At 61.9% G+C, this 20,692-nt stretch carries 20 protein-coding genes and 2 tRNA genes; 7 read left to right on the forward strand and 15 right to left on the reverse strand.

Translation table 11 applies throughout. From position 1 onward, the window contains the following. Positions 1-35: 35 nt before the first annotated feature. Complete coding sequence (gene argS / locus NKJ04_RS21660) at positions 36-1,793, reverse strand: arginine--tRNA ligase (protein ID WP_352439903.1); 1,758 nt, start codon at positions 1,791-1,793, stop codon at positions 36-38. Between the two features lie 75 nt (positions 1,794-1,868). Beyond that, positions 1,869-3,083 (reverse strand): deoxyguanosinetriphosphate triphosphohydrolase, encoded by a 1,215-nt coding sequence (locus NKJ04_RS21665; RefSeq protein ID WP_023812194.1) that lies wholly within the window; start codon positions 3,081-3,083, stop codon positions 1,869-1,871. Positions 3,084-3,173: 90 nt separating this feature from the next. On the opposite strand from NKJ04_RS21665, the gene erpA reads away from it, so the two are divergent. The 4 genes from erpA (at position 3,174) to NKJ04_RS21685 (ending at position 5,119) form a co-directional block, all read left to right on the forward strand. Then, on the forward strand, positions 3,174-3,521 hold the full coding sequence (gene erpA, locus NKJ04_RS21670) for an iron-sulfur cluster insertion protein ErpA (protein WP_013531288.1): 348 nt from the start codon (positions 3,174-3,176) through the stop codon (positions 3,519-3,521). A 1-nt stretch (position 3,522) separates the two neighbouring features. Next, positions 3,523-3,918 (forward strand): VOC family protein, encoded by a 396-nt coding sequence (locus NKJ04_RS21675; protein ID WP_128304007.1) that lies wholly within the window; start codon positions 3,523-3,525, stop codon positions 3,916-3,918. A 17-nt stretch (positions 3,919-3,935) separates the two neighbouring features. Continuing rightward, on the forward strand, positions 3,936-4,730 hold the full coding sequence (xth, locus tag NKJ04_RS21680; protein ID WP_023812197.1) for an exodeoxyribonuclease III: 795 nt from the start codon (positions 3,936-3,938) through the stop codon (positions 4,728-4,730). Positions 4,731-4,819: 89 nt separating this feature from the next. Further along, positions 4,820-5,119: a hypothetical protein gene (locus tag NKJ04_RS21685; protein WP_352677344.1), complete on the forward strand. Its 300-nt coding sequence runs from the start codon at positions 4,820-4,822 to the stop codon at positions 5,117-5,119. A 49-nt stretch (positions 5,120-5,168) separates the two neighbouring features. Here NKJ04_RS21685 and NKJ04_RS21690 read toward each other — a convergent pair whose 3' ends face one another. The 9 genes from NKJ04_RS21690 to NKJ04_RS21730 all read right to left on the reverse strand — a co-directional run bounded on the left by NKJ04_RS21690 (position 5,169) and on the right by NKJ04_RS21730 (position 16,774). Beyond that, a complete protein-coding gene (locus tag NKJ04_RS21690; RefSeq protein ID WP_031213511.1) occupies positions 5,169-6,029 on the reverse strand; it encodes a tetratricopeptide repeat protein in 861 nt (286 codons plus the stop codon). Continuing rightward, positions 6,016-7,740, reverse strand: coding sequence for a dihydroxy-acid dehydratase (gene ilvD, locus NKJ04_RS21695; RefSeq protein ID WP_352439900.1), 1,725 nt, complete (start codon positions 7,738-7,740; stop codon positions 6,016-6,018). Before ilvD ends, NKJ04_RS21690 begins: the two co-directional genes overlap by 14 nt. A 307-nt stretch (positions 7,741-8,047) precedes the next feature. Continuing rightward, positions 8,048-9,268, reverse strand: coding sequence for an OmpP1/FadL family transporter (locus tag NKJ04_RS21700; RefSeq protein ID WP_128304005.1), 1,221 nt, complete (start codon positions 9,266-9,268; stop codon positions 8,048-8,050). Between the two features lie 358 nt (positions 9,269-9,626). Continuing rightward, positions 9,627-12,410 carry a valine--tRNA ligase gene (locus tag NKJ04_RS21705; protein ID WP_023812202.1) on the reverse strand — a complete coding sequence of 928 codons (2,784 nt, stop codon included), beginning with the start codon at positions 12,408-12,410 and terminating at the stop codon, positions 9,627-9,629. A 220-nt stretch (positions 12,411-12,630) separates the two neighbouring features. Continuing rightward, complete coding sequence (locus NKJ04_RS21710; RefSeq protein WP_023812203.1) at positions 12,631-13,449, reverse strand: PopZ family protein; 819 nt, start codon at positions 13,447-13,449, stop codon at positions 12,631-12,633. A 214-nt stretch (positions 13,450-13,663) separates the two neighbouring features. Then, entirely contained in the window at positions 13,664-15,055 is a 1,392-nt protein-coding gene (locus NKJ04_RS21715) for a TolC family outer membrane protein (protein ID WP_023812204.1), read from the reverse strand. 181 nt (positions 15,056-15,236) lie between these two features. Next, complete coding sequence (locus NKJ04_RS21720) at positions 15,237-15,905, reverse strand: protein-L-isoaspartate O-methyltransferase family protein (RefSeq protein ID WP_352677345.1); 669 nt, start codon at positions 15,903-15,905, stop codon at positions 15,237-15,239. Positions 15,906-15,995: 90 nt separating this feature from the next. After that, positions 15,996-16,069 (reverse strand) — tRNA-Cys (locus NKJ04_RS21725). Between the two features lie 447 nt (positions 16,070-16,516). Next, positions 16,517-16,774 (reverse strand): hypothetical protein, encoded by a 258-nt coding sequence (locus tag NKJ04_RS21730; RefSeq protein ID WP_024503836.1) that lies wholly within the window; start codon positions 16,772-16,774, stop codon positions 16,517-16,519. Between the two features lie 223 nt (positions 16,775-16,997). Between NKJ04_RS21730 and NKJ04_RS21735 the strand changes: the two genes are divergently transcribed. Further along, positions 16,998-17,072 (forward strand) — tRNA-Asn (locus NKJ04_RS21735). Positions 17,073-17,516: 444 nt separating this feature from the next. Further along, on the forward strand, positions 17,517-17,765 hold the full coding sequence (locus NKJ04_RS21740; protein WP_352629397.1) for a hypothetical protein: 249 nt from the start codon (positions 17,517-17,519) through the stop codon (positions 17,763-17,765). A gap of 384 nt (positions 17,766-18,149) precedes the next feature. On the opposite strand, the gene NKJ04_RS21745 is transcribed toward NKJ04_RS21740, so the two are convergent. From NKJ04_RS21745 to NKJ04_RS21760, 4 genes are all read right to left on the reverse strand, one after another. Further along, positions 18,150-18,395: a hypothetical protein gene (locus tag NKJ04_RS21745; RefSeq protein ID WP_352677346.1), complete on the reverse strand. Its 246-nt coding sequence runs from the start codon at positions 18,393-18,395 to the stop codon at positions 18,150-18,152. Between the two features lie 284 nt (positions 18,396-18,679). Continuing rightward, the gene (locus tag NKJ04_RS21750; RefSeq protein WP_352439896.1) at positions 18,680-18,904 is read right to left on the reverse strand and encodes a DUF982 domain-containing protein; all 225 of its coding nucleotides are present in this window, start codon (positions 18,902-18,904) and stop codon (positions 18,680-18,682) included. 44 nt (positions 18,905-18,948) lie between these two features. Further along, positions 18,949-19,404 carry a hypothetical protein gene (locus tag NKJ04_RS21755; RefSeq protein ID WP_352677347.1) on the reverse strand — a complete coding sequence of 152 codons (456 nt, stop codon included), beginning with the start codon at positions 19,402-19,404 and terminating at the stop codon, positions 18,949-18,951. Positions 19,405-19,473: 69 nt separating this feature from the next. Beyond that, the gene (locus tag NKJ04_RS21760; RefSeq protein WP_352552384.1) at positions 19,474-19,962 is read right to left on the reverse strand and encodes an Hsp20 family protein; all 489 of its coding nucleotides are present in this window, start codon (positions 19,960-19,962) and stop codon (positions 19,474-19,476) included. 284 nt (positions 19,963-20,246) lie between these two features. On the opposite strand from NKJ04_RS21760, the gene NKJ04_RS21765 reads away from it, so the two are divergent. Continuing rightward, on the forward strand, positions 20,247-20,678 hold the full coding sequence (locus NKJ04_RS21765) for a cupin domain-containing protein (RefSeq protein ID WP_352677348.1): 432 nt from the start codon (positions 20,247-20,249) through the stop codon (positions 20,676-20,678). Positions 20,679-20,692 lie beyond the last annotated feature (14 nt).

Here is a 20,692-nt window from a genome sequence, read left to right on the forward strand (position 1 = left end):
ATGTGGGCAAAAGGTGACAGGTTATTTAGTCAAACCTAACGCATTTCGGTGGGCGCGGCGGCCCCGATCAACGTCAGGCCGGACGTCAAAACGTCCGAAACAGCCTGCACCAGCCCTAGTCTGGCATGCGTCAATTGTCGGTCGTTAACCTTAACAAAACGTAAGTCCGGATTATCCGTGCCACGGTTCCAGTGTCCGTGGAAGCTGGAAGCCAGATCATAGAGGTAAAATGCCAGCCGATGCGGCTCGAGAGCAAGGGCGGCGGACTCGATCAGCCGCGGGTATTCGGCGAGCTTGCGGATCAGGCCGATCTCGCCCTCATCGGTCAGCAATGCCGCGGCCGACGCCAGGCTGTTGCGGTCGAAATTGGCTTCGCCCAGTTGCTCGCTCGCCTGCCGGAACACCGAATGACAGCGCGCCGAGGCGTACTGGACATAGAACACCGGATTGTCCTTGGACTGCTCGGTCACCTTGACGAAATCGAAATCCAGCGGCGCATCGTTCTTGCGGTAGAGCATCATGAAGCGGATCGCGTCGCGGCCGACCTCCTCCACCACTTCGCGCAGCGTCACGAAATCGCCCGACCGCTTCGACATACGCACCGGTTCGCCCTCGCGAAACAGCTTGACCAGATTGCACAGCAGGACAGTGAGCTTCACCTCGTCGCCGGCAATCGCCCGCGCCAAGGCCTCCAGCCGCTTTACGTAGCCGCCATGGTCGGCGCCGAGCACATAGATCAGGTCGACGAAGCCGCGATCGACCTTGTCCTTGAGATAGGCGACGTCGGCGGCGAAATAGGTGAACGAGCCATCGGACTTGACCAGCGCCCGGTCCATGTCGTCGCCGACCGCGGTCGAGCGGAACAGCGTCTGCTCGCGGTCCTCCCAATCGTCGGGTTTCTCGCCCTTGGGCGGCGGCAGCTTGCCCTTGTAGATATGGCCCTTCAGCGTCAAATCGTTGATCGCCGAGCGGATCTTCCTGGCATTGTCGGCATGCAGCGTGCGCTCGGAGAAGAACACGTCGTGATGCACGTTGAGCATCGCCAGGTCCTCGCGGATCATCGCCATCATCGCATCGATGGTGCGATCCTTGACGATGGCGAGCGCCTCGTCATCCGGCATCTGCAGAAGCGAGCGGCCGAATTCCGCGACCAGCGCCTGGCCGACAGGCACCAGGTAATCGCCGGGATAGAGACCGGCGGGTATTTCGCCGATATCGTCGCCCAGCGCTTCGCGGTAGCGCAGGAATGCGGAACGGCCGAGCACGTCGATCTGCGAGCCGGCATCGTTGATGACATATTCCTTGGTCACATCGTAGCCGGCGAAGGCCATCAGATTGGCAAGCGCGTCGCCGACGACAGCACCCCGGCAATGGCCGACATGCATCGGCCCGGTCGGATTGGCCGAGACATATTCGACATTGGTCTTCCTGCCGCCGCCAACCGTCGAGCGGCCATAGTTGCGGCCCTCGCCGAGCAGTGCGGTCAGATGTGTCTGCCAGAAGCCGTCCTTGAGCCTGAGATTGACGAAACCGGGCCCTGCCACTTCCGTCGCCGCGACATCCTTGTCGTCACGCAGCGCCTGCGCCAGTCTTTCGGCCAGCGCGCGCGGGTTCTGGCCGGTCGGCTTGGCCAGCACCATCGCCGCATTGGTCGCCAGGTCGCCGTGGCTGGCGTCGCGCGGCGGCTCGACGGCAATGCGCGACAGGTCAGGCGAAACGCCGTCTTTGTCTTTCAGATCAAGCGCTTCGACGGCTTTTATGATTCGCGCGGTGAAATCGGCGAAGATGTTCATTTGTGTGACTCTGGGGTCTGGCTCTGGCGGCTTTGCAGCGAATCCGGCTCGTTGGCCGGCAAAATCGAGCCCGCCCTAGCCCAATTCAGGCGTATGGTCAAACAAACGCCGGTGTTCCTTGAGCGCGTAGGTGTCGGTCATACCCGCCAGGAAGTCGGCGACGCTGCGCGCCTTGATGCGGTCGTCGGCCCGATCCAGCCCCTCGCGCCAGCCGTCCGGCATGGCGCGCGGATCGGCGAAATAGGCGTCGAACAGATTTTTGACGATCTGCTCGGCGTCCGCGCGCACCCGCATAACCTCCGCGTGCCGGTAGAGGTGCTTGTACAGGAAGGCCTTCAGTTCTTTCTCCAAGGCAGCCATTTCGGCCGAGAAAACTACCATCGTCTCGCCAGCTGCCCTCACTGCATCGGCGCTCCGCGGCTTGATGCGATCGAGATTGGCGGTCGTCGACTTGATCACGTCCTCGACCATGGCGGTTATCTGCCGCCGCATCAGCTCGTGGCCGGTGCGCACATCATCGAGGGAGGGATAGCGTGAGCGAACGCCTTTCAGGATCGTTCCCGGCAGCGAAACCGTCTCCAGCATGTCCAGCGTCAGTAGCCCTGCCCTCAAGCCGTCATCGATGTCATGCGTGTTGTAGGCTATATCGTCGGCGATCGCCGCGCATTGCGCCTCGATGCCGGCGAACCGGTCGAGTTCGAGATCGTGCAGTTCAGAGTAATCACGGATCGCCTGCGGCACCGGCCCTTTCAGACCCTTGCCGTTGGCGTCCGTCAGCGGTCCATTGTGCTTGACCAGGCCTTCCAGCGTTTCCCAGGTCAGGTTGAGCCCATCGAACTCGGCGTAGCGCGCCTCCAGCCTCGTCACGATGCGCAGCGATTGCGCGTTGTGGTCAAAGCCGCCCCAGGTGGCCATCTTTTCGTTCAGCGCGTCCTCGCCGGTGTGGCCGAAGGGCGTGTGGCCGAAATCATGCACCAGCGCCACCGCCTCAGCGAGATCCTCGTCGCCGCGCAGCGCCCGTGCCAGGGCGCGCGCGATCTGCGCCACTTCGATCGAATGGGTCAGCCGGGTGCGATAGTGGTCGCCTTCATGCGCGATGAAGACCTGCGTCTTGTGCTTCAGGCGCCGGAAGGCCGTCGAATGGATGATGCGGTCACGGTCACGCTGGAATGGCGTGCGGGTCGGGCTTTCCACCTCGTCGAACAGCCGTCCGCGCGACTTTGCCGGGTCGCAGGCATAGGCGGCGCGCGGCCGATAGCCGAATCCGATGTCGCCCAACTCATTGGTCATGGCTGATGCTGCCGCGTTTGACTTAGCCAGGTTGACTTGGCCCCTCGCGCTTCATACCTATCATGTGAAACCGAAAGCAAGGTGACGCCCATGGGCGCTGATGCCAAGACTGCCATGAAAGTCGATATGACCGAGGCCGCCGCCAAGCGGATCGCCAGGATTGTCTCGAACGAGGCCGGCAAGACGGCGCTGCGCGTGTCGGTCGAAGGCGGCGGCTGCTCGGGCTTCTCCTACAAGTTCGATCTGGTCGATACGCGCAATGACGACGACGTCGCCATCGAGAAGGACGGTGCCACCGTGCTGATCGACGATCTGTCGCTGGTCTATATGGGCGGCTCTGTGATCGATTTCGTCGACGATCTGATGGGCCAGTCGTTCCAGATCCGCAATCCGAACGCCGTCGCCTCCTGCGGCTGCGGCACGAGTTTCTCCATATAGAATGCCTGCTATCGGTGCGGTCCGTCAGATCGCGCTGTCGGCTGGCCGTGATCTCGACGCCACGCTGGCTTTCTGGCGCGACGTGCTCGGCATGGCGGTTCATGCGCGCTTCGACCCGCCGGGCATCGCCTTCATCATGGCCGGCGATATCAGGCTGCTGTTCACCGACGGCATACCGGCCGGAACCGTCTATCTCGACATATCGGGCCTCGATGACTTCCATGCCTCTGCGGTCGCGGCAGGCGTACCCTTCACCGCGCCGCCAACACTTGTCCATCGCGACACAGAGGGCCAGTTCGGTCCAGCGGGGGAAAGCGAATGGATGGCCTTCCTAAAGGACCCGGCTGGCAATACGATTGGCCTCGTCGAACGCCATCCGCCGCAAGAATCCAACTGAACAGCATCGAGACCGCCATGAAAATCGTCACCTGGAACATCAACGGTGTCCGCGCCCGCATTGGCAACCTCACCCATTGGCTGACCGAGAGCGCACCCGACATCGTCTGCCTGCAGGAGATCAAGTCGGTCGACGAGCAATTCCCGCGCGCCGAGATCGAGGCGCTTGGCTACAATGTCGAAACCCACGGCCAAAAGGGTTTTAACGGCGTCGCCCTGCTGTCGAAGCTGCGCTTCGACGAGGTGATCCGAGGCCTGCCCGGCGACGATGCCGATGAACAGGCGCGTTTCATCGAAGGGGTTTTCTCGACTGACAAGGGCGCGCTGCGCGTCGCCTCGCTCTATCTGCCGAACGGCAATCCGATCGATGACGAGAAGAAGTTTCCTTACAAGCTGTCCTGGATGGCGCGGCTGGAGCGCTGGGCCGAAGAGCGGCTGAGGCTGGAGGAGGCTCTGGTGCTCGCCGGCGACTACAACGTGATTCCCGAGCGGATCGACGCGCGGTTTCCGGAGAACTGGCTGGGCGACGCGCTGTTCCAGCCGCAGACGCGACAATCCTTCCGGCGGCTGCTCAACCTTGGTTTCACCGAGGCGGTGCGCGCGGTCACCGACGCACCCGACACCTACACATTCTGGGACTATCAAGCCGGCGCGTGGCAGAAGAACAACGGCATCCGCATCGACCACCTGCTCTTGTCGCCGGAAGCCGCCAACCGGTTTTCTTCCGCGTCGATCGAAAAGCACGTGCGCGCCTGGGAAAAACCGTCCGATCACGTGCCGGTGGCGATCGATCTCGCGCTTCAGCCGGCCTGAGAGAACCCTCGCCGGGCACGTCTGCGCTGGACCTCATATCGCCACATTTCGCGCCGCTCATTGCGGGCCAGCATGGCGGCTGGGGTTCCATGAGCACACGATTTCATCTTTGTCCGATCGGCCTGGCATTTGCCATGGCCGCTCCCGGTGCGGCATTTGCCGACCAGGAATGCCTGGCCAATGGAAAATCCTACCAGCTTGGCCAGGTCGCCTGCCTGACGCTTGCCGACCGGAGCCATCTGGCTCGCTGCGACATGGTGCTCAACAACACATCGTGGACGAAGATCGGGGATAGCTGCCCGGAAAACACGCTGGCGCCACAACCCCATGTCACGCCGATCTCGACGCCGGCGCCCAGCATGGTGCCGGCGGAGCCGATCGTGAACTGATCACGGCCGAAAATCGAGTGCTGCTGGTGAAGCTGACGCGGCCGCGAGACTACTGGTCCGCGTTGTTGCCCTTGGTGAGGATATCATCGGCCAGCGAGATGGCGGTACGGCGGTCGGCCTCGCCGGCGGTGGCAAATGCCTCTTCCTGCATGCCGCGGATCCAGGGCTGGTCAGCCGGTGAAGCGCGTTCGAGCGCTGCCGTCATCATCGCCAGGCCACGAACGATCTTGCCGCTCTGGAACAACAAATGGCCCAGTGTCGCCTGTGCGCCGGCATGGCCTTTCTCGGCGGCGAGTTGGAACCAGCGCCCGGCCTGCTTGACGCTGGCCTTCACGCCGCCCTCGCCCTTCAGGAACATCTGCCCCATTTCGAACTGCGCGTTCGGATTGCGGTAGTTGGCGGCGGCGCGCATGTAATATTCCTGGGCCGCCACCTCGTTCTCGGCGACCGGGCTGCCGGGAATGCCCGTGCGCAAATAGTCGCCAAGCGCCACCAGCGCGTCGGAGACATAGCTTTCCTCAGGCGAGCCGGGCTCGACGTCCTGATCGACGATCTCGGAGAAGAACTTGAACGCCTCGTAGTCGTCACGCGCCACGCCGTCGCCCTCGGCATACATGCGGGCAAGCTTCCAGGTGGCGCCGATCTGGCCGTTTTCGGCGGCGTATTTGTAGGCCTCGGCAGCCTGTTCCTTGTGGCCGTTCTTGTAGGCGGAGAAGCCGAACTGGAAGACCGCCCATGGGCTGGATTGCGGCTTCACCCCGGTCTTGTCGTCGAACACCTTGTCGTCGAAGGCCATGGCCTGGCCCACGGCGCCAAAGGTCGCGCCAAAAGTGGCGATCACGACCAGTGCCGAAAAGACAGACGACCTCAACAACTCTGGTGTTGACTTCAACAACTCAGATGTCCGCATAACAGTGTGTTTCTTTCGCACCGCCTGGATGGGTCACCGCGCCATCGCGCGCCGGCCCTACCGTCTGTGCATATTTCCATATCGCGCCCGACTGATAATCGGTCGCGCGCGCCTTCCATGTCTTTGCCCTCGCCGCCAGTTCGCTATCGGACAACGCCACGTCGATCGTGCCGTTCACCGCGTCGATCGAGATCACGTCACCATCCCTGAGCAGTCCGATCGGGCCGCCTACGGCTGCTTCGGGGCCGACATGGCCGATGCAGAAACCGCGCGTCGCGCCCGAGAAGCGCCCGTCGGTGATCAGCGCCACCTTGCCGCCCATGCCCTGGCCGTAAAGTGCTGCCGTCGTCGACAGCATCTCGCGCATGCCGGGGCCGCCGCGCGGCCCCTCGTAGCGGATGACGAGAACTTCGCCTTCCCTGTAGTTGCGCTGCGTCACCGCCTCGAAACATTCCTCTTCCGAATCGAAGCAGCGTGCCGGGCCGGAGAACTTCAACTCCGCCATGCCCGCGACCTTCACGATCGCGCCTTCGGGGGCAAGGTTTCCCTTCAAACCCACGACACCGCCGGTTTGGGTAATGGGTGTGTTGGCCGGGCGGACCACGTCCTGATGCTCATTCCAGACAACGTGCTGCATGTTTTCGGCCAAAGTGCGGCCAGTCACGGTCATGCAGTCGCCATGCAGATAGCCGTGGTCGAGCAGCGTCTTCATCAGCAGCGGAATGCCGCCGGCCTCGAACATGTCCTTGGCGACATATTTGCCGCCCGGCTTGAGGTCGGCGATGTAAGGCGTCTTCTCGAAGATCTTGGCCACGTCGAACAGGTCGAACTTGATGCCGGCCTCGTGGGCGATCGCCGGCAGATGCAGTGCCGCGTTGGTCGAACCGCCGGTGGCCGAGACCACGGTCGCCGCATTCTCCAGCGCCTTCAGCGTGACGATGTCGCGCGGCCGGATGTTTTTCGCGATCAGTTCCATGATCTTTTCGCCGGAGGCGAAATTGAACCGGTCGCGCATTTCATAGGGAGCCGGCGCGCCGCAGGAATAGGGCAGCGCCAGGCCGATCGCCTCGGCGACGGTGGCCATGGTGTTGGCGGTGAACTGGGCGCCGCAGGAACCGGCCGAGGGACACGCGACCTGCTCGATCTCAAGCAGTTCGTCGTCGCTGATCGTGCCGACCGAGTGCTGGCCGACCGCCTCGAAAACATCCTGCACGGTGATCTGGCGGCCGCGATAGCTGCCGGGCAGGATCGAACCGCCATAGATGAAGATCGACGGCACGTTGAGCCGCACCATGGCCATCATCATGCCGGGCAGCGACTTGTCGCAGCCGGCCAGCCCGACCAGCGCGTCGTAGCAATGGCCGCGCATGGTGAGTTCGACCGAATCGGCGATGACCTCGCGCGACACCAGCGATGACTTCATGCCCTGGTGACCCATGGCGATGCCGTCGGTGACGGTGATGGTGCAGAATTCGCGCGGCGTGCCGCTGGCCGCAGCGACGCCCTTCTTGACCACCTGCGCCTGGCGCATCAGCGAGATGTTGCAGGGCGCCGCCTCGTTCCAGCAGGAGGCGACCCCGACCAGCGGCTGCGCAATCTCGGCCGCCGACAAACCCATCGCATAGAGATAGGAACGATGCGGCGCACGCGCCGGACCGACGGTCACATGGCGGCTGGGGAGCTTAGCCTTGGAGATGACTTTGGCGTCCATACTCTTCCTTGCCCCATCTTCCCTGCAAATGGGGCGGAGCGGCCTGCCCCCTCGCCGAGCCTTTTGGCGCGTGTCCCGAGACAAGATCGAGGTGCGCCGGGTTTATGGCGGGAAATGGGCAATTTCCTCAGCCCGGCTTCCAGCGCAGGGGTTGTTCAGAAAGTGTTGCCAAAACGTCACAATCGCACGGGGCGAAAGAGGTGCGGCTAATATGCAACGCAGCTTGGATACGGGGCGCACGGGCGATGCCGGCTCAAACGAAAAAGGCCGAGCAACGCCCGGCCTTTTGCTTAGAATTTTCAGTTGCTTAGAACTTGATCTTGATACCGCCGGAAATTGCCGTGACCAGATCGTTGCCGAAGTCATAGCTGTCATCGGTGCCCGCGATATAGCCGTTCTCGCCAGCCAACTCCCCTGAATGGCCGCTGGTCAGCACACCGACCGCACCTGCCAGACGAACCTCGATATTCGGCCTGGGCGTATAGGCAACGCCACCACCCAGCGTCCAGGTATCGGTCTGTGCACCATAGCCATGCGACGTGCCACGATCCCAGGAAAGCTGCCCAGCGGCACTCCACTGATCATTGAACTTGTGACCGATACCGCCCGTGACAGTCCAGCCATCACGATACATCAGGTCGAGTGAAGTTAGTTGGCCCAGACCATTCGTGACGCAGAATGAGGAGGGTGTACCCTGGGCACAGATCGGAACGCTTTGCAGGACGCTCCAATTGACCCACTTGATCGAACCGAAAGCGAGCCAGCCAGGTGCGATGCCCGACTGCAGTTTCAATTCGAGCGAATCCGGCATTGACTCCGTCGCACCATAAATCGGTACAGAGACGACGCCGCCGATGTTCAGAGTACCAGAGATATTGTCGAGCTTCACTTGCGAATTGTAGACAAGGCTGGCGCGCAGCGCGATATCTGGAATTTCATAAGCGACGCCCGCACGCCAGCCCCAGCCATCGGCCTCCAGATCGACACGACCGACCATCGTGCCGAAGCCAATATCTGTGTAGTTCTCCTTGAAGCCATAGATCTTCTGGTAGAAAACACCGCCTATGAACCGAAGCTGGCCTTTGCCGGCGTCCATCTTGTAGGAGCAGGTAGCCGCGTAGTTGTCGCTCTTGATGTCGGTTTCGATATTCGAAAACGCGCCGTTCCACGCATTTCCCGGCGCGGTATGTGCACCCCAGGGCTGCGAATAATCGACCATGCAATCCACGCCTTGCACGACCTGGACCTTGGCTCCAATGCGTGGAACCCAATAGCCCTCGGCTCCGTCGGCCGAGGTGCCCAAACCGAGATCGGCTCCGCCCGGGCCGCGCGCATTCTTGTACTTGCGGTCCGGCATCACATAGGTCGCTTCCGCTTCGGTCGCGAACGGAGCCGGATCAAACAACAGGTCGATATCGTAGCCAGCACGCTCCAGGCCGCCGGCATGTGCCGGGTTCATCGCCGTCCCGATCAAAGCCAGCGAAAAGCAGCCCGCCCCAAGCAGCGCTTTCAGTCGCAGAATAGTCATGAAATGTCCTCCCCGAATTCGAGTGCATCAAGCTAGAACCAATTCAGGTTAACGGTGCAACAACGAATTCAAGGGCGTACATGTACACATTCGTCAGGCGCATTTTCGAGCAAATGCAACGGCATGCGGCAAGGCCGAAAAACGGTCCATGATGGCGGATCCGCTTCCAAAAAACAGAGGAAACCCATCAAAAAGGGTTCGAAAACAGCGTTTTTTGCGGTCCGGGAGCCCCATTGTTACATTATGGCAACAATGGGGCTAAAACTTCCGTTTACGTCAACATTAACGCAACGGAACGCTGATTTTCGAGGCGGAAAACCAGCAGTTTAGAGAGGGCTAAAGTCTCGCGAATCTATCCTTAGCCGGCGTCGCGAACCCTGGCCAACGCGACCGACAGCTTGCCCTGCGCATCGCGGTATTCGGCGAGCTTTTCACGCTCGGCATCGACGATCTCGGCCGGCGCGCTGGCGACGAACCTTTCGTTCGACAGTTTCTTGTGCAGGCGCGCGATCTCCTCGGTCACCTTGGCCAGTTCCTTCTGCAGCCGTGCCGCCTCGGCGGCGAGGTCGATCAGGCTGCCAAGCGGCAGGCAGACCGTCGCCTCATTGAGCACGATCTGCGCCGAGCCCTTGGGCGCGACATCGGCAAGCGAGATGTCGCCGACCCGCGCCAGCCGCTTGATCGCCGAATCCTCGCGAACGAGGCGCTCGCGTGTCAGATTATTGGCGCCGACCACGACGAGCGGTGCAATGGCTGCCGGCGGCACGTTCATCTCCGAACGCACGGAGCGAATGCCAGAGACGAGTTCGACCAGCCAATTGATGTCCGCTGCGGCCTCGGCGTCTTCGAAATCCGGTGACGGCCATGCCGCATGACACAGCAGCGAGAGGCGTTGCTTGCCTTCGCCAGCGGTCTGCGCCCACAGTTCCTCGGTCATGAACGGCATCATCGGGTGCAGCAGCTTGTAGATCTCGTCGAGTACGAAGGCGACGCAGGCGCGGCTTTCGGCCTTGGCCGCCTCGTCGGCGCCCATGAACACCGGCTTCAGCAATTCCAGATACCAGTCGCAGAACAGGTTCCAGACGAAGCGGTAGGCGGCACCCGCCGCCTCGTTGAAGCGGTATGAGGTGATGCCGTCCGTGATTTCGCGCGCCGCGCGCGTCAGTTCGGTCAGGATCCAGCGGTTGACCGCCAGCTTCGCGTCATTCAGCCAGAACTCGTCATTGCGCGCGACCTCGTTCATTTCGGCGAAGCGCGTGGCGTTCCACAGCTTGGTGCCGAAATTGCGATAGCCGGCGATGCGCGCCGGGTCGAGCTTCACGTCGCGGCCTTGCGCCGCCATCACCGTCAGGGTGAAGCGCAGCGCATCGGCCCCGTATTCGTCGATCAGGTCGAGGGGGTCGACGACGTTGCCTTTCGACTTCGACATCTTCTGCCCGTTCTTGTCGCGCACCAACGCGTGCATGTAGACGGTGTGGAACGGCTCCTCGTCCATGAAGTGCAGGCCCATCATCATCATACGGGCAACCCAGAAGAAGATGAGGTCGAAGCCGGTCACCAGCACGTCGGTCTGGTAGTAGGTCTTCAGCTCCGGCGTCTCATCAGGCCATCCCAATGTCGAGAACGGCCACAGCGCCGACGAAAACCAGGTGTCGAGTACATCCTCGTCGCGGGTCAGGATCTCGCCCGGCTGGAAATTCTCCAACTTGTCCTCGACCCAGCCCTTCCAGGGTCCTTCCAGAGCCAGGTAGTATTCGATCGCGGCGCCGAGCGCCTCTTCCTCGGTCTTCTCGACGAAGACGCGCCCATCCGGCCCGTACCATGCCGGGATCTGATGACCCCACCACAGTTGGCGTGAGATGCACCAGGGTTCGATATTTTCCATCCACTGGAAATAAGTCTTTTCCCAATTCCCGGGTATGATCTTGGTGCGCCCCTCGCGCACCGAAGCGATCGCTGGCTTGGCCAGTTCCGCCGCATTGGCATACCATTGCTCGGTCAGGAACGGCTCGATCGGCACGCCCCCGCGATCGCCATGCGGGACGGCGTGGCGATGCGGCTCGACCTTTTCGAGGAAGCCGCCCTCTTCCATCAGCTCGACGATCTTCTTGCGCGCGACGAAGCGGTCGAGGCCGTCGAGTTCGTCCCAGACAATTTGGCGCTCCGGCGTCACCTCGAGGCCGGCAAGGAAATCCTCATTATCCCTGAGACTTACCGCCGCCTCCGTGGTCAGGATGCTGATCGCCGGCAGCTTGTGGCGCTTGCCGACCTCGAAGTCATTGAAATCGTGCGCGGGCGTGATCTTGACCGCGCCCGAACCCTTTTCCGGATCGGAGTACTCGTCCGCCACCACAGGAATCCTGCGACCGACGATCGGCAGGACGATGTTCTTGCCGACCAGATGCCGGAAGCGCTCGTCGTCAGGGTGCACGGCGACGGCCGTATCGCCCAGCATCGTCTCCGGGCGCGTCGTCGCCACGGTGATGAAGGTTGTTGGGTTTTCCGCGTCGAAGACCTGGCCCTCTACGGGGTAGCGGAAGTGCCAGAGATTGCCGTTGACCTCCTGCTGCTCGACCTCGAGATCGGAGATCGCGGTGAGCAGCTTGGGATCCCAGTTCACAAGGCGCTTATCCTTGTAGATCAGCCCTTCCTTGTAGAGCGTGACGAACACTTCGAGCACGGCCTTGGACAGGCCTTCGTCCATGGTGAAGCGTTCGCGTGACCAATCGGCCGAGGCGCCGAGCCGCTTTAACTGGTTGAAGATCGCGCCGCCGGATTCGGCCTTCCACTCCCACACTTTCTCGATGAACTGCTCGCGGGTCAGGTCGCGGCGATGGATCTGCTTTTCCATCAGCTGCCGCTCGACCACCATCTGCGTGGCGATACCGGCATGGTCCATGCCCGGCTGCCACAGGACATTCTTGCCGCGCATGCGCTCGAAGCGCACCAGTATATCCTGCAGCGTGTTGTTGAGCGCGTGTCCCATATGCAGCGAGCCGGTGACGTTCGGCGGCGGGATGACGATGGTGAAGGCTTCCGCCCCCTCCTCGGCCCCGGCACCGGCGCGAAACGCGTCGGCCTCTTCCCAGACTTTGGCGATCTTCGGCTCGACGGTTTTGGCGTCGTAGGTCTTTTCAAGCATGGGAAAATGGTCCGCGCTGTCGGGAGTTTTGCTGGTCCGCTGTAAATCGGAAGGCTTTGACCAAGTCAACCGCAAGGGCTGTCTCGGACCCTCACAACCAGATAGGCGCGGCCTTGGTCATTTCAACGGAAAGCGATCCGTCGTCCTGCCAACAAGCTGACCTCACCAAAGGAAACGGCGCCACGAGGGCGCCGTTTCCTTTGGCGATCGGCATGGGGAACTACTGCGCCCCGCGCGCCACGCGCTCTATCTCCTCGCGCACCAGCCTTTCGACCAGTGTCGGCAGATTGTTGTCGAGCCAGTCCTGCAGCATCGGCCGCAGCATCTCTTCGGCCATTTCGTCGAATGTCTTCTTGCTGCGGCTGGCAAACGCGTCGGAAAGCTCGCCAAAGGCAGCCGCGACCTGCCGGCCGGTGTGCTCGGAAACGATCGCCGGACGCGGCGCGTCGCTGGCCGCCACCGGTCGCACCACGCTTGCATCCGGACGAGACGGCTCGACGGCTGCTTTCGCGGTCGGTTCGTCACTTGGAGTCTCCACGGACGGCTGGGCAGCGGTCTTGGGGGCTTCGCTCCGGTCCGACACCGCCCTCGCCTGCTCACCGACCGCGGCGATCTCGCGACGCCAATCGGCGATGGAAGCGTCGGCGACAGGACGCGATCCCGGCGCTTCAACCGTGATTGGCTCGGCGGCGACGCGGGCGCTGACCTCGGCAAGTGTCATCGATGGCTTTGCCGGGCCGGGATCGGGGCGCACCGGCGTTTCCATGCGTGCGGCCACCGGCTCGGCCGCCGGCAACTGTGTCTGGACTTCCGCCAGCGTGACCGGCTTCCTGCCGTCGGGGGCGGCATGCAGGTCGGCACGGAATGCTTCCACGTCGGGGGCTGCATAGGCGCTCGACGCGCGCTCCAGATCCTGGCTCAACTCATCGGCGTCGCCCGGCTGCTTGCGGCCGCCGTCGCTGTCCTCGATGATCCGCCTGATGGAAGCCAGTATCTCTTCCATGGAAGGTTCGCGCTGTGCGCTGCTTGCCGTTGCCATCGTCACATCCGCCGCCCTTGTGACCCCTGTTGGGTTTTCCGATCCGGCAGAGCCGGATCGAATCATGGCGACAGCGTAACCGACGGATCGCCGCACGAGAATCCCCAATCTGGGGACTTGTGGGATTTCAACAGATTAGCGCGATCTGAACCCGAGAGCGCAGTACGAAAGATCCTGCTCAAACGAGGAGCACGGCCAGTCCTGGCCGAACGCTTCAGCGGCCGTCCGGCGTGCGCAGGCCGTACCACTTGTCCTTGACCGCGTTGTAATGCTCTTCAGGCTTGTATTTCGCTACCTGCAAGCCAAGGCGGTCGACGGACAGACGGCCGGTCGCCTGCAGGATGGCGTAGCTCGCCACCACCACATCATGTTCGTAACCGGCCTGGTTGATCTGGGCGGTGATGACCGTCGCCTGCGCGTTGAGGACGTCGAGCGTGGTGCGCTGGCCGACATTGCGCTCTTCGATGACACCGTTCAGTGCCAGCTTCGCGGCCTCGATCACCTGCCTGTTGGCCGTCAGCTGCTGCTGCGCGGCGGTGTACTCGGTCCAGGCGGCGGTGACGGCCTGGCGCACCTGGTCGCGGCTGACGTCGACCTGGATGCGGGCCTGGCTGAGCGATTCCTTGTCCTGGCGCACGATCGCCGAGGTGCGGCCACCCGAATAGATCGGGATGGTCAGCGTTGCCCCGACACTGGCCGAATTGGTCGTGCCATCCTGCGAACCGACGCCCGGCAAAGGCGAGGTATTGCGATAGGCGCTCGAAACGCCGGCGGAAGCCGACAGCTGCGGCAACAGCGCGCCTTCGGCCGACTTCACCGAAAACGCGGCCGCGTCGACCAGATGCTGCGTGGCAAGGATGGCCGGATGCTCGTTCGAGGCCACCCCGACGGCGGCGGCGAGGCTCGACGGCAACAGCTTTGCCACCGGCGAAGCGCCCTTGAGCTTGCCCGGCTCGTCGCCGACGATCTGGCGGTAGATCGCCGCACTTGCCAGCGCCTGCGCCCGGGCGGCACTCAGCGATGCCACGGCGGCGGCCCGCGAAGCATCGGCCTGGGCGACATCGGTGCGCGTGCCTTCGCCAACTTCGAAACGCGAACGCGCCGCGCGCGCCGTTTCGGTCAGGAACTGAAGGTTCTGCTCAGTCAGCACGGCGACCTGCCGGTCGCGAATCACGTTCATATAGGCTTGGGCCGCGCTGAACAGGATACCCTCTTCGGTGTTGCGCAGGCTTTCGACGGAAGCGCGGACCTGCGCTTCGGCGGCAGCGACATTGTTCCTGGTCTGAAAGCCATCGAACAGCATCTGGTTTATCTGGACGCCAAAATTTCCGGTGGTCAGCCTCACGCTTGAATTGGTGCCATTGAGATGGCTGCTCGAATAATCAATATCCGCCGAGCCGGTGACAATCGGGCGGTAGCCCGACTTGGCGATGGCGACACCCTCGTCGGTGACACGAACGCCGGCGCGGGATGCATTCAGCGAAGAATTGTACTGATAGGCCTTTGCAAGCGCGCCGGAGATGCTTTCGGCTGAAGCCGCCAGTGGGGACAGCATGGTCGCCGAAACGAGGACGGCGGTGAAAAGTGACTTGCGTAAAGACGGCACGGTTAAACCCTCATTCGTTTTCCATGGGAACCGCGCCGCGCCTGCTTCTCTCATAGATCAGCCGGCGCCGCGTGTTCGATGTTCCCTGCTGCTCACCCCAAAGTGCCCCCAGTCTGGGATCCGCAGCGATCGTTCAAATGCAAGCGACCATGACACAGCCTCTCCTGCAAGGCCAAATCATTCAGAATTCGAAAGCACGAATGCGTTCAAACCCCGGTAGTGGCTTAATTGCCGCATTAAATGCACGTCTTCCGGTTACAACCCCCCCGGCCTTGAAAAAGAGACGGGCCACGCCGGAATTGCCCTGCCCTTCGACGGCGACAAGGCGGCCGCCTTCGGCGAGTTGGTCCAGCAGCGCCACCGGCACTTCCGCGACGCTGCCACCGACGAAGATGACGTTATAAGGCGCCTTGGCGGCATGCCCCTGCGGCAACGCGCCCTGGACGACGGTCACATTGCCGCAGCCCAGCGACGAAAGCGTCGATCTGGCGGTTTCCGCCAGCGCCGAATCACTTTCGAGCGCCACCACGGACCTGGCCAGTCGCGACAGGATGGCCGAGGCGTAGCCGGTTCCGCAACCGACATCGAGCGCCGAATCGGTCGGGTTGATCTCCGCCAGCTGGATAAGCTTGGCCAACGGCGATGCTTCCATCAGGTAGCGCGCGCCGGCCGCGCCGGCGGCAATGCGGATGTCCTCGTCGATATAGGCCAGATCGCGCTGGGCGGCGCCGACAAACATCTCTCTTGGGACGACAAGCATTGCATCGAGCAGCGGCGCGCTGGTCACATCGGTGGTGCGGACCTGGCCGTCGACCATCTTGACGCGTAGTTCGGAGAAATCAGCGCTCATGTCCCAACCAATCCGCTTGCCGCGCCAGAACCGCGGTCCATTGTGTCAGAAACTTCAGGCCCCTGCGCTGCCGCGCGGGGGCCCGGGCATTGGAGGCCTCGCCCGGAATCGAACCGGGGTGCAAGGATTTGCAGTCCTCTGCGTAACCACTCCGCCACGAGGCCTCATTGCTCCCGGCGTTCCACCCGGTTCCAATAGGTTGCGGCGAAAATGCCGTCAAGCGGCCACCGTGCATTCCGAACGGTTTCCTCGCGTCAGTCCAGACGGCACCCGGCAAATCGCCGGACCGGGCCTGACCGCTCCATTAGCGGACAATTAAGCATAGCCTGCCCGGAGAAGAAACTCATCGGCGGCCCGTGCGTTGGACATGGCAGGAGGAAGAGCCATGCACCGGACAGTGGCAGCAAATACAAGCCTCGTCCGGCCTGTCCCTGCCACAATGCGGAGAGCTTCTGCATTACGCAATCGACCGTCGGTCCATCGAAGGTGCGGACAGCCTGTCGCCGCATGACAGGGCAAGGCTTGCCTCGGCCGCGGCGATTCTCAAGCAAATCCATGAGGCACTGGAAGAACACGCCGCCCGCTGAACACCCACCTTGCGCTATCGGAGGTCAATCGGGCCGGCGACGCCGTTCCCACCAGACGACAAAGCGACGCCGGTGACGGCGAACCATGGCGAATTCATAGGACAGCACCAGCAATCCGAGCGGAACCATCCAGAAGCCGAGGATCGGCAGGAAACCGAGGATACCGCCGATGGTCAGCAGGATGCCGATCGTGATTCTGAGCCCGCGCGAGCGCGGCATTTTGAACTCGCGCCCGAAAACGGAGATTTTCCGCGCCGGCATCTGGTTGTCTTGTGCTGTCATCGTCTCGAAAAATTGACCCGTTTGATCGTTCGCAGGCATGCTTGAACCAAAGCCGCCGCCGCGCTTTCGGTTCCATATCCCCGCCAAGACGGCTAATATGAGGGCTTCCTTCGACGATTGCGAGAAACGCCTGCGCGAAAAAGCCTCGGAAAAATGTGAAAAGCTTCTTTGCAAAGCCGAAAAGGGCAGCTATAGGCTGCGCCACTCACATAAGAGCATCCGTTCCCCGGTAGCTCAGTGGTAGAGCAACCGGCTGTTAACCGGTTGGTCGCTGGTTCGAATCCGGCCCGGGGAGCCAATCTTTTCAAAGCCTTGAGACGGTCAGGTCGCCCATAGGGGCTGATCTATGGCATGTCTGCAAAATCGCGGTCAGCAGGTTGATTCTCAACTTGACCTTGGCCCCGCTGTCCAGCGCCGTCGATGACGCCGCGGCATCGGGACGGTTCGCGGGAGCAGGCATAAGGCCTTGCTTCGATCTCGGCGATCTCATCTCTTGTCGCCGTTCGGGTTGGGTGCCGGTGCCTCTCGCACATCTCGCGGTGGCGGGTCGACATGCTTAAGCTCTGGCGGGACTTCTTTGTCCCGGCGTTGCACAGGTATCTTCTCCGGTGCGGGCTTCGATGGTGGCTCTTTGATCTTGCTCGGCATAATCGAGTTAACCGCCCTGCCGGTCTCTTGTTCCGTAGCGAGCAGAAAACCTGAATGCGTGGGGAACCGGGAACATCGAAGAGCGTTTTCTCGCATGCTGAAGAAGATCGCCCTCGCCGCCGTGCTGGTCCAGGTTGCCGCGTTTTCGGCTCTCATCACCCAGACGGTCCTCTTCGCGTCCACGGCCACACAGGCCGCCGACGCGAAGCCCGGCGACGCAGTCGCCGTCACCATTGAGAACGAACGGGACAAGGCGGCGCAACCTATTGTTGCCGGCCAATGTCCAACGCGGCTTGTGGCGAGCAAGGTCTTCACGGGGAACGTAATTACGGCGCAACAATAGCTCGCCATCGATGCCGGCCATCCGTCGATCCCCCCAATTTAAGTCAGGGCAATGTGCTTGAAAGCACAATGATTCCTGTTACTTGCGACGTAGGGCGAGTGCGTTTGGGTTGGGCAAGAATTAGTATGATTTCATCGAATATGGAATGCCCGCGCTGTCATGGCAGCGGCAGGGTTTTCGACTGCTCCAAGTGGTATGCGTCAAACGGGCACTGCTGCCCGCAGGGAACCCATCGGGGTGGCTGCCCTGGAAAGACGGGCGCCTGCGCGGAATGCGACGGCGGCCTGGGGACGATGGCGGAGCCTCCGCTGAGAGCCGTGGCGTAATCTGCGAGAGCCGCGCATGCCGCTGATGACGGCGCGGAGGCGCCCGAACGAGCATATTTTACTCTGTTGGTGTTTCTACGGGTGGTGCGGTCAAAACCGTGATGTCCATCCTGGCGATCTTGGATGCCACGCGGCCTTGCGCGCCAGCATCCATATCGCCGCCTGCGGCAACCATGATTTTGGCCAGATGTCCCACGGCGTCCGCGCTGCGGCCCGGCGAAAATCCTTCCCCGGTTTGCGGCTTCCCCACTGCCGTTTGTTTTTCCGGGACATGCGGATGTTGACTTACGATAGCGGAAACCATTGAACCTCCTGTGGCGACGCTTCGAACATTATATTAGCGTTGACTGTTGCGAGGCTGACCTAGCCAGTCGCCAAAGACCGCACCAGGGAGTTCGAACAAAAGATCGAGCCGCCCCGCTACAAGGTGAACTGGTAGGGCAGCTCACCTTGCAGCGATGTGAAAACGACGATGCAGGCCCAGCCGTCCTGGTAGCGCCGCCCCTTTTATCAAGGCTAAGCGGTAATCCCACCGCGACCTGACCTTGTGTCCATCCAAGGGAACTGAGCAAGCGGGTCCTGCAGGATCTAGACGGATCTTGCGAAGCCGGCGACGGCATCGCGCGCAACCGTCAGCGGAACCTGGCCGTCGTAAGCACGCTGGCAGGCTCGAAAGGCCGTTTCGAAAATCGGACCCCGCCGTTCCCTTGGCCACTCGTCAAAGAAGTCAAAGGCGTCGTCGAGGCACCCTATTTCTTGAATGAACTCGCCATTCTTGACCAGGACCGGTTGGTCGAACGTCCTGTCACTCATGTAATCCTCCATTCGGCACGGTGGGTTGTTGCTGGTTCGGGTCATCATGCGATTGCATGCTCCGGCTCGGCCAACATGCCGCCACCTCCACGCCCAGGCGGTACCGTTGCAATGGCCGGGATTGGCGGCGGATCATCGTCGTCATCTCGCCAGGGGTGCCGCATCCAACCGAGGCGGCTCTTCCTGCGGCGACGGTCGAAAGACGGGCTGACGGTGCCCGGCATCTTTGAAATACGCGGTTCCCGCCCGGATTCGTCCAGGAGGTGGAGGGCGCGAAGTATGTCACTGACTTCCACGATGGCGCCGTTGTCCAATTGCCGCAACGCGGGATTGTCAGGAACCGCATGAACGTCGGAAGCCCAGAAAGCGAGCAAAGCCCGCTTTGCGCCGATTGTCATCGTCTCCTCGTTCAGGACGTCATCTGGCGTCCGCAACCCCGCGGGTTCCGCGGCAAGATTTTTCGGTTCGGGTTGGTAAAAACTGTAAGCTTCGGTTCTCATCTCCATTCTCCGCGATCTGTGCCTCCCGGCCGAACCGGGAGGCGGACCGTAGATCTAGGTTCCAGGGAATCAGGCGACCTCGCGCTGAGGCTCCGCATCGGAATCGATCAACCGCTTCTTGCCGGGTTGCTCGAGCGAAACCGCTTTGGCTTCGGACCCTATCTCAATGCGCCGAGGCTTGAGTTCCTCGGGCACTTCGCGGATCAGGTCCACCGACAGCAAGCCATTCTCGAGGTTGGCCGCCTTGACCTTTACATGGTCGGCAAGTTTGAACACCTGCTTGAAGTTGCTCGTCGCCAAGCCGCGATGAAGGACCTCCCGATTTTCCTGGTCGGGTTTCCTTTGGCCGATGACAGACAATTCGGGGCCGTTCTGTATGAGTTCGACTTCATCGAGAGCGAAGCCGGCGATAGCCATCGTAATGCGATAGTCGTTCTCGCCAATCTTCTCGATATTGTAGGGAGGCCAGTCGGAGCGCCCGCTTTTCTCGAGCATATCGAAGAGACGGTCGAAGCCGACCGTTGTGCGGTAAAGAGGGGTATAATCAAAGCTTCTCATAGCCATATCCTCCGTGAAGCAACATGGGTTACGAGGCTGTCGCAGCGCCGCTGCGACGCCAATATGTCGAGCCGAAGCCTCGACGGAAAACGATCTGGTAATCGTGTTTTTTTCCGTCAAGAGGGGCGTAAAAAATTTTCTGGCCGGCAGGCAGATCCAGCGAGCCATGCTCTTCGGCGGGGAATTCCGCCACACCGTACGAGGTCCGCTGAAGCGGGTGCCCAAGGCACTGCCTTGCGTGCTGGCGGTCACTGCGCGATGTTGGCGGCGGGGTGGAGCGAATCATGCGAAAAATTTTGATGTCCGGACTGCTGCTCGCGGTGGCCTTTTCCGCGAACCCGGCCCACGCGCTGGACAGCAGCGGCACGCCTGTCGTCGTGACCCCTCTTGCGTCGCGCACGACGACCGCGTCCGGCCAGCCGATCACGCTGCCGCAGAAGAACGTGCAGGTGCTGGTCTCGAGCTACGACATCGCGCCGGGCGCGACCTTGCCGGTCCACAGGCACCCTTTCCCGCGCTATGCCTATGTCCAGGCCGGTACGCTAAAGGTCACCAATGTCGAGACCGGCATCAGCAACACCTACAAGGCTGGCGATTTCATCATCGAAATGATCGGCCAGTGGCATCAGGCCACCAATATCGGGGATGTCGAGGTGAAGCTTCTGGTGATCGATCAGGTCGAGCAAGGCGCCAAGAATACGGAATTGCGCCAATAACCATGAAGTCCGTG

Source organism: Mesorhizobium sp. M0618 (assembly GCF_040320765.1).
Classification (GTDB): Bacteria; Pseudomonadota; Alphaproteobacteria; order Rhizobiales; family Rhizobiaceae; genus Mesorhizobium.

What these genes read in the sequence shown, in the direction of transcription:
- xth (WP_023812197.1), top strand. Translation starts at nt 3,936, where the DNA reads ATGAAAATCGTCACCTGGAACATCAACGGTGTCCGCGCCCGCATTGGC.
- argS (WP_352439903.1), bottom strand. Translation starts at nt 1,793, where the DNA reads ATGAACATCTTCGCCGATTTCACCGCGCGAATCATAAAAGCCGTCGAA.
- NKJ04_RS21690 (WP_031213511.1), bottom strand. Translation starts at nt 6,029, where the DNA reads ATGCGGACATCTGAGTTGTTGAAGTCAACACCAGAGTTGTTGAGGTCG.
- NKJ04_RS21765 (WP_352677348.1), top strand. Translation starts at nt 20,247, where the DNA reads ATGCGAAAAATTTTGATGTCCGGACTGCTGCTCGCGGTGGCCTTTTCC.
- NKJ04_RS21665 (WP_023812194.1), bottom strand. Translation starts at nt 3,083, where the DNA reads ATGACCAATGAGTTGGGCGACATCGGATTCGGCTATCGGCCGCGCGCC.
- NKJ04_RS21730 (WP_024503836.1), bottom strand. Translation starts at nt 16,774, where the DNA reads ATGACAGCACAAGACAACCAGATGCCGGCGCGGAAAATCTCCGTTTTC.
- NKJ04_RS21750 (WP_352439896.1), bottom strand. Translation starts at nt 18,904, where the DNA reads ATGAGTGACAGGACGTTCGACCAACCGGTCCTGGTCAAGAATGGCGAG.
- NKJ04_RS21760 (WP_352552384.1), bottom strand. Translation starts at nt 19,962, where the DNA reads ATGAGAAGCTTTGATTATACCCCTCTTTACCGCACAACGGTCGGCTTC.
- NKJ04_RS21755 (WP_352677347.1), bottom strand. Translation starts at nt 19,404, where the DNA reads ATGAGAACCGAAGCTTACAGTTTTTACCAACCCGAACCGAAAAATCTT.
- NKJ04_RS21705 (WP_023812202.1), bottom strand. Translation starts at nt 12,410, where the DNA reads ATGCTTGAAAAGACCTACGACGCCAAAACCGTCGAGCCGAAGATCGCC.
- NKJ04_RS21700 (WP_128304005.1), bottom strand. Translation starts at nt 9,268, where the DNA reads ATGACTATTCTGCGACTGAAAGCGCTGCTTGGGGCGGGCTGCTTTTCG.
- NKJ04_RS21675 (WP_128304007.1), top strand. Translation starts at nt 3,523, where the DNA reads ATGCCTGCTATCGGTGCGGTCCGTCAGATCGCGCTGTCGGCTGGCCGT.
- NKJ04_RS21745 (WP_352677346.1), bottom strand. Translation starts at nt 18,395, where the DNA reads ATGGTTTCCGCTATCGTAAGTCAACATCCGCATGTCCCGGAAAAACAA.
- erpA (WP_013531288.1), top strand. Translation starts at nt 3,174, where the DNA reads ATGGGCGCTGATGCCAAGACTGCCATGAAAGTCGATATGACCGAGGCC.
- NKJ04_RS21685 (WP_352677344.1), top strand. Translation starts at nt 4,820, where the DNA reads ATGAGCACACGATTTCATCTTTGTCCGATCGGCCTGGCATTTGCCATG.
- ilvD (WP_352439900.1), bottom strand. Translation starts at nt 7,740, where the DNA reads ATGGACGCCAAAGTCATCTCCAAGGCTAAGCTCCCCAGCCGCCATGTG.
- NKJ04_RS21740 (WP_352629397.1), top strand. Translation starts at nt 17,517, where the DNA reads ATGCTGAAGAAGATCGCCCTCGCCGCCGTGCTGGTCCAGGTTGCCGCG.
- NKJ04_RS21710 (WP_023812203.1), bottom strand. Translation starts at nt 13,449, where the DNA reads ATGGCAACGGCAAGCAGCGCACAGCGCGAACCTTCCATGGAAGAGATA.
- NKJ04_RS21720 (WP_352677345.1), bottom strand. Translation starts at nt 15,905, where the DNA reads ATGAGCGCTGATTTCTCCGAACTACGCGTCAAGATGGTCGACGGCCAG.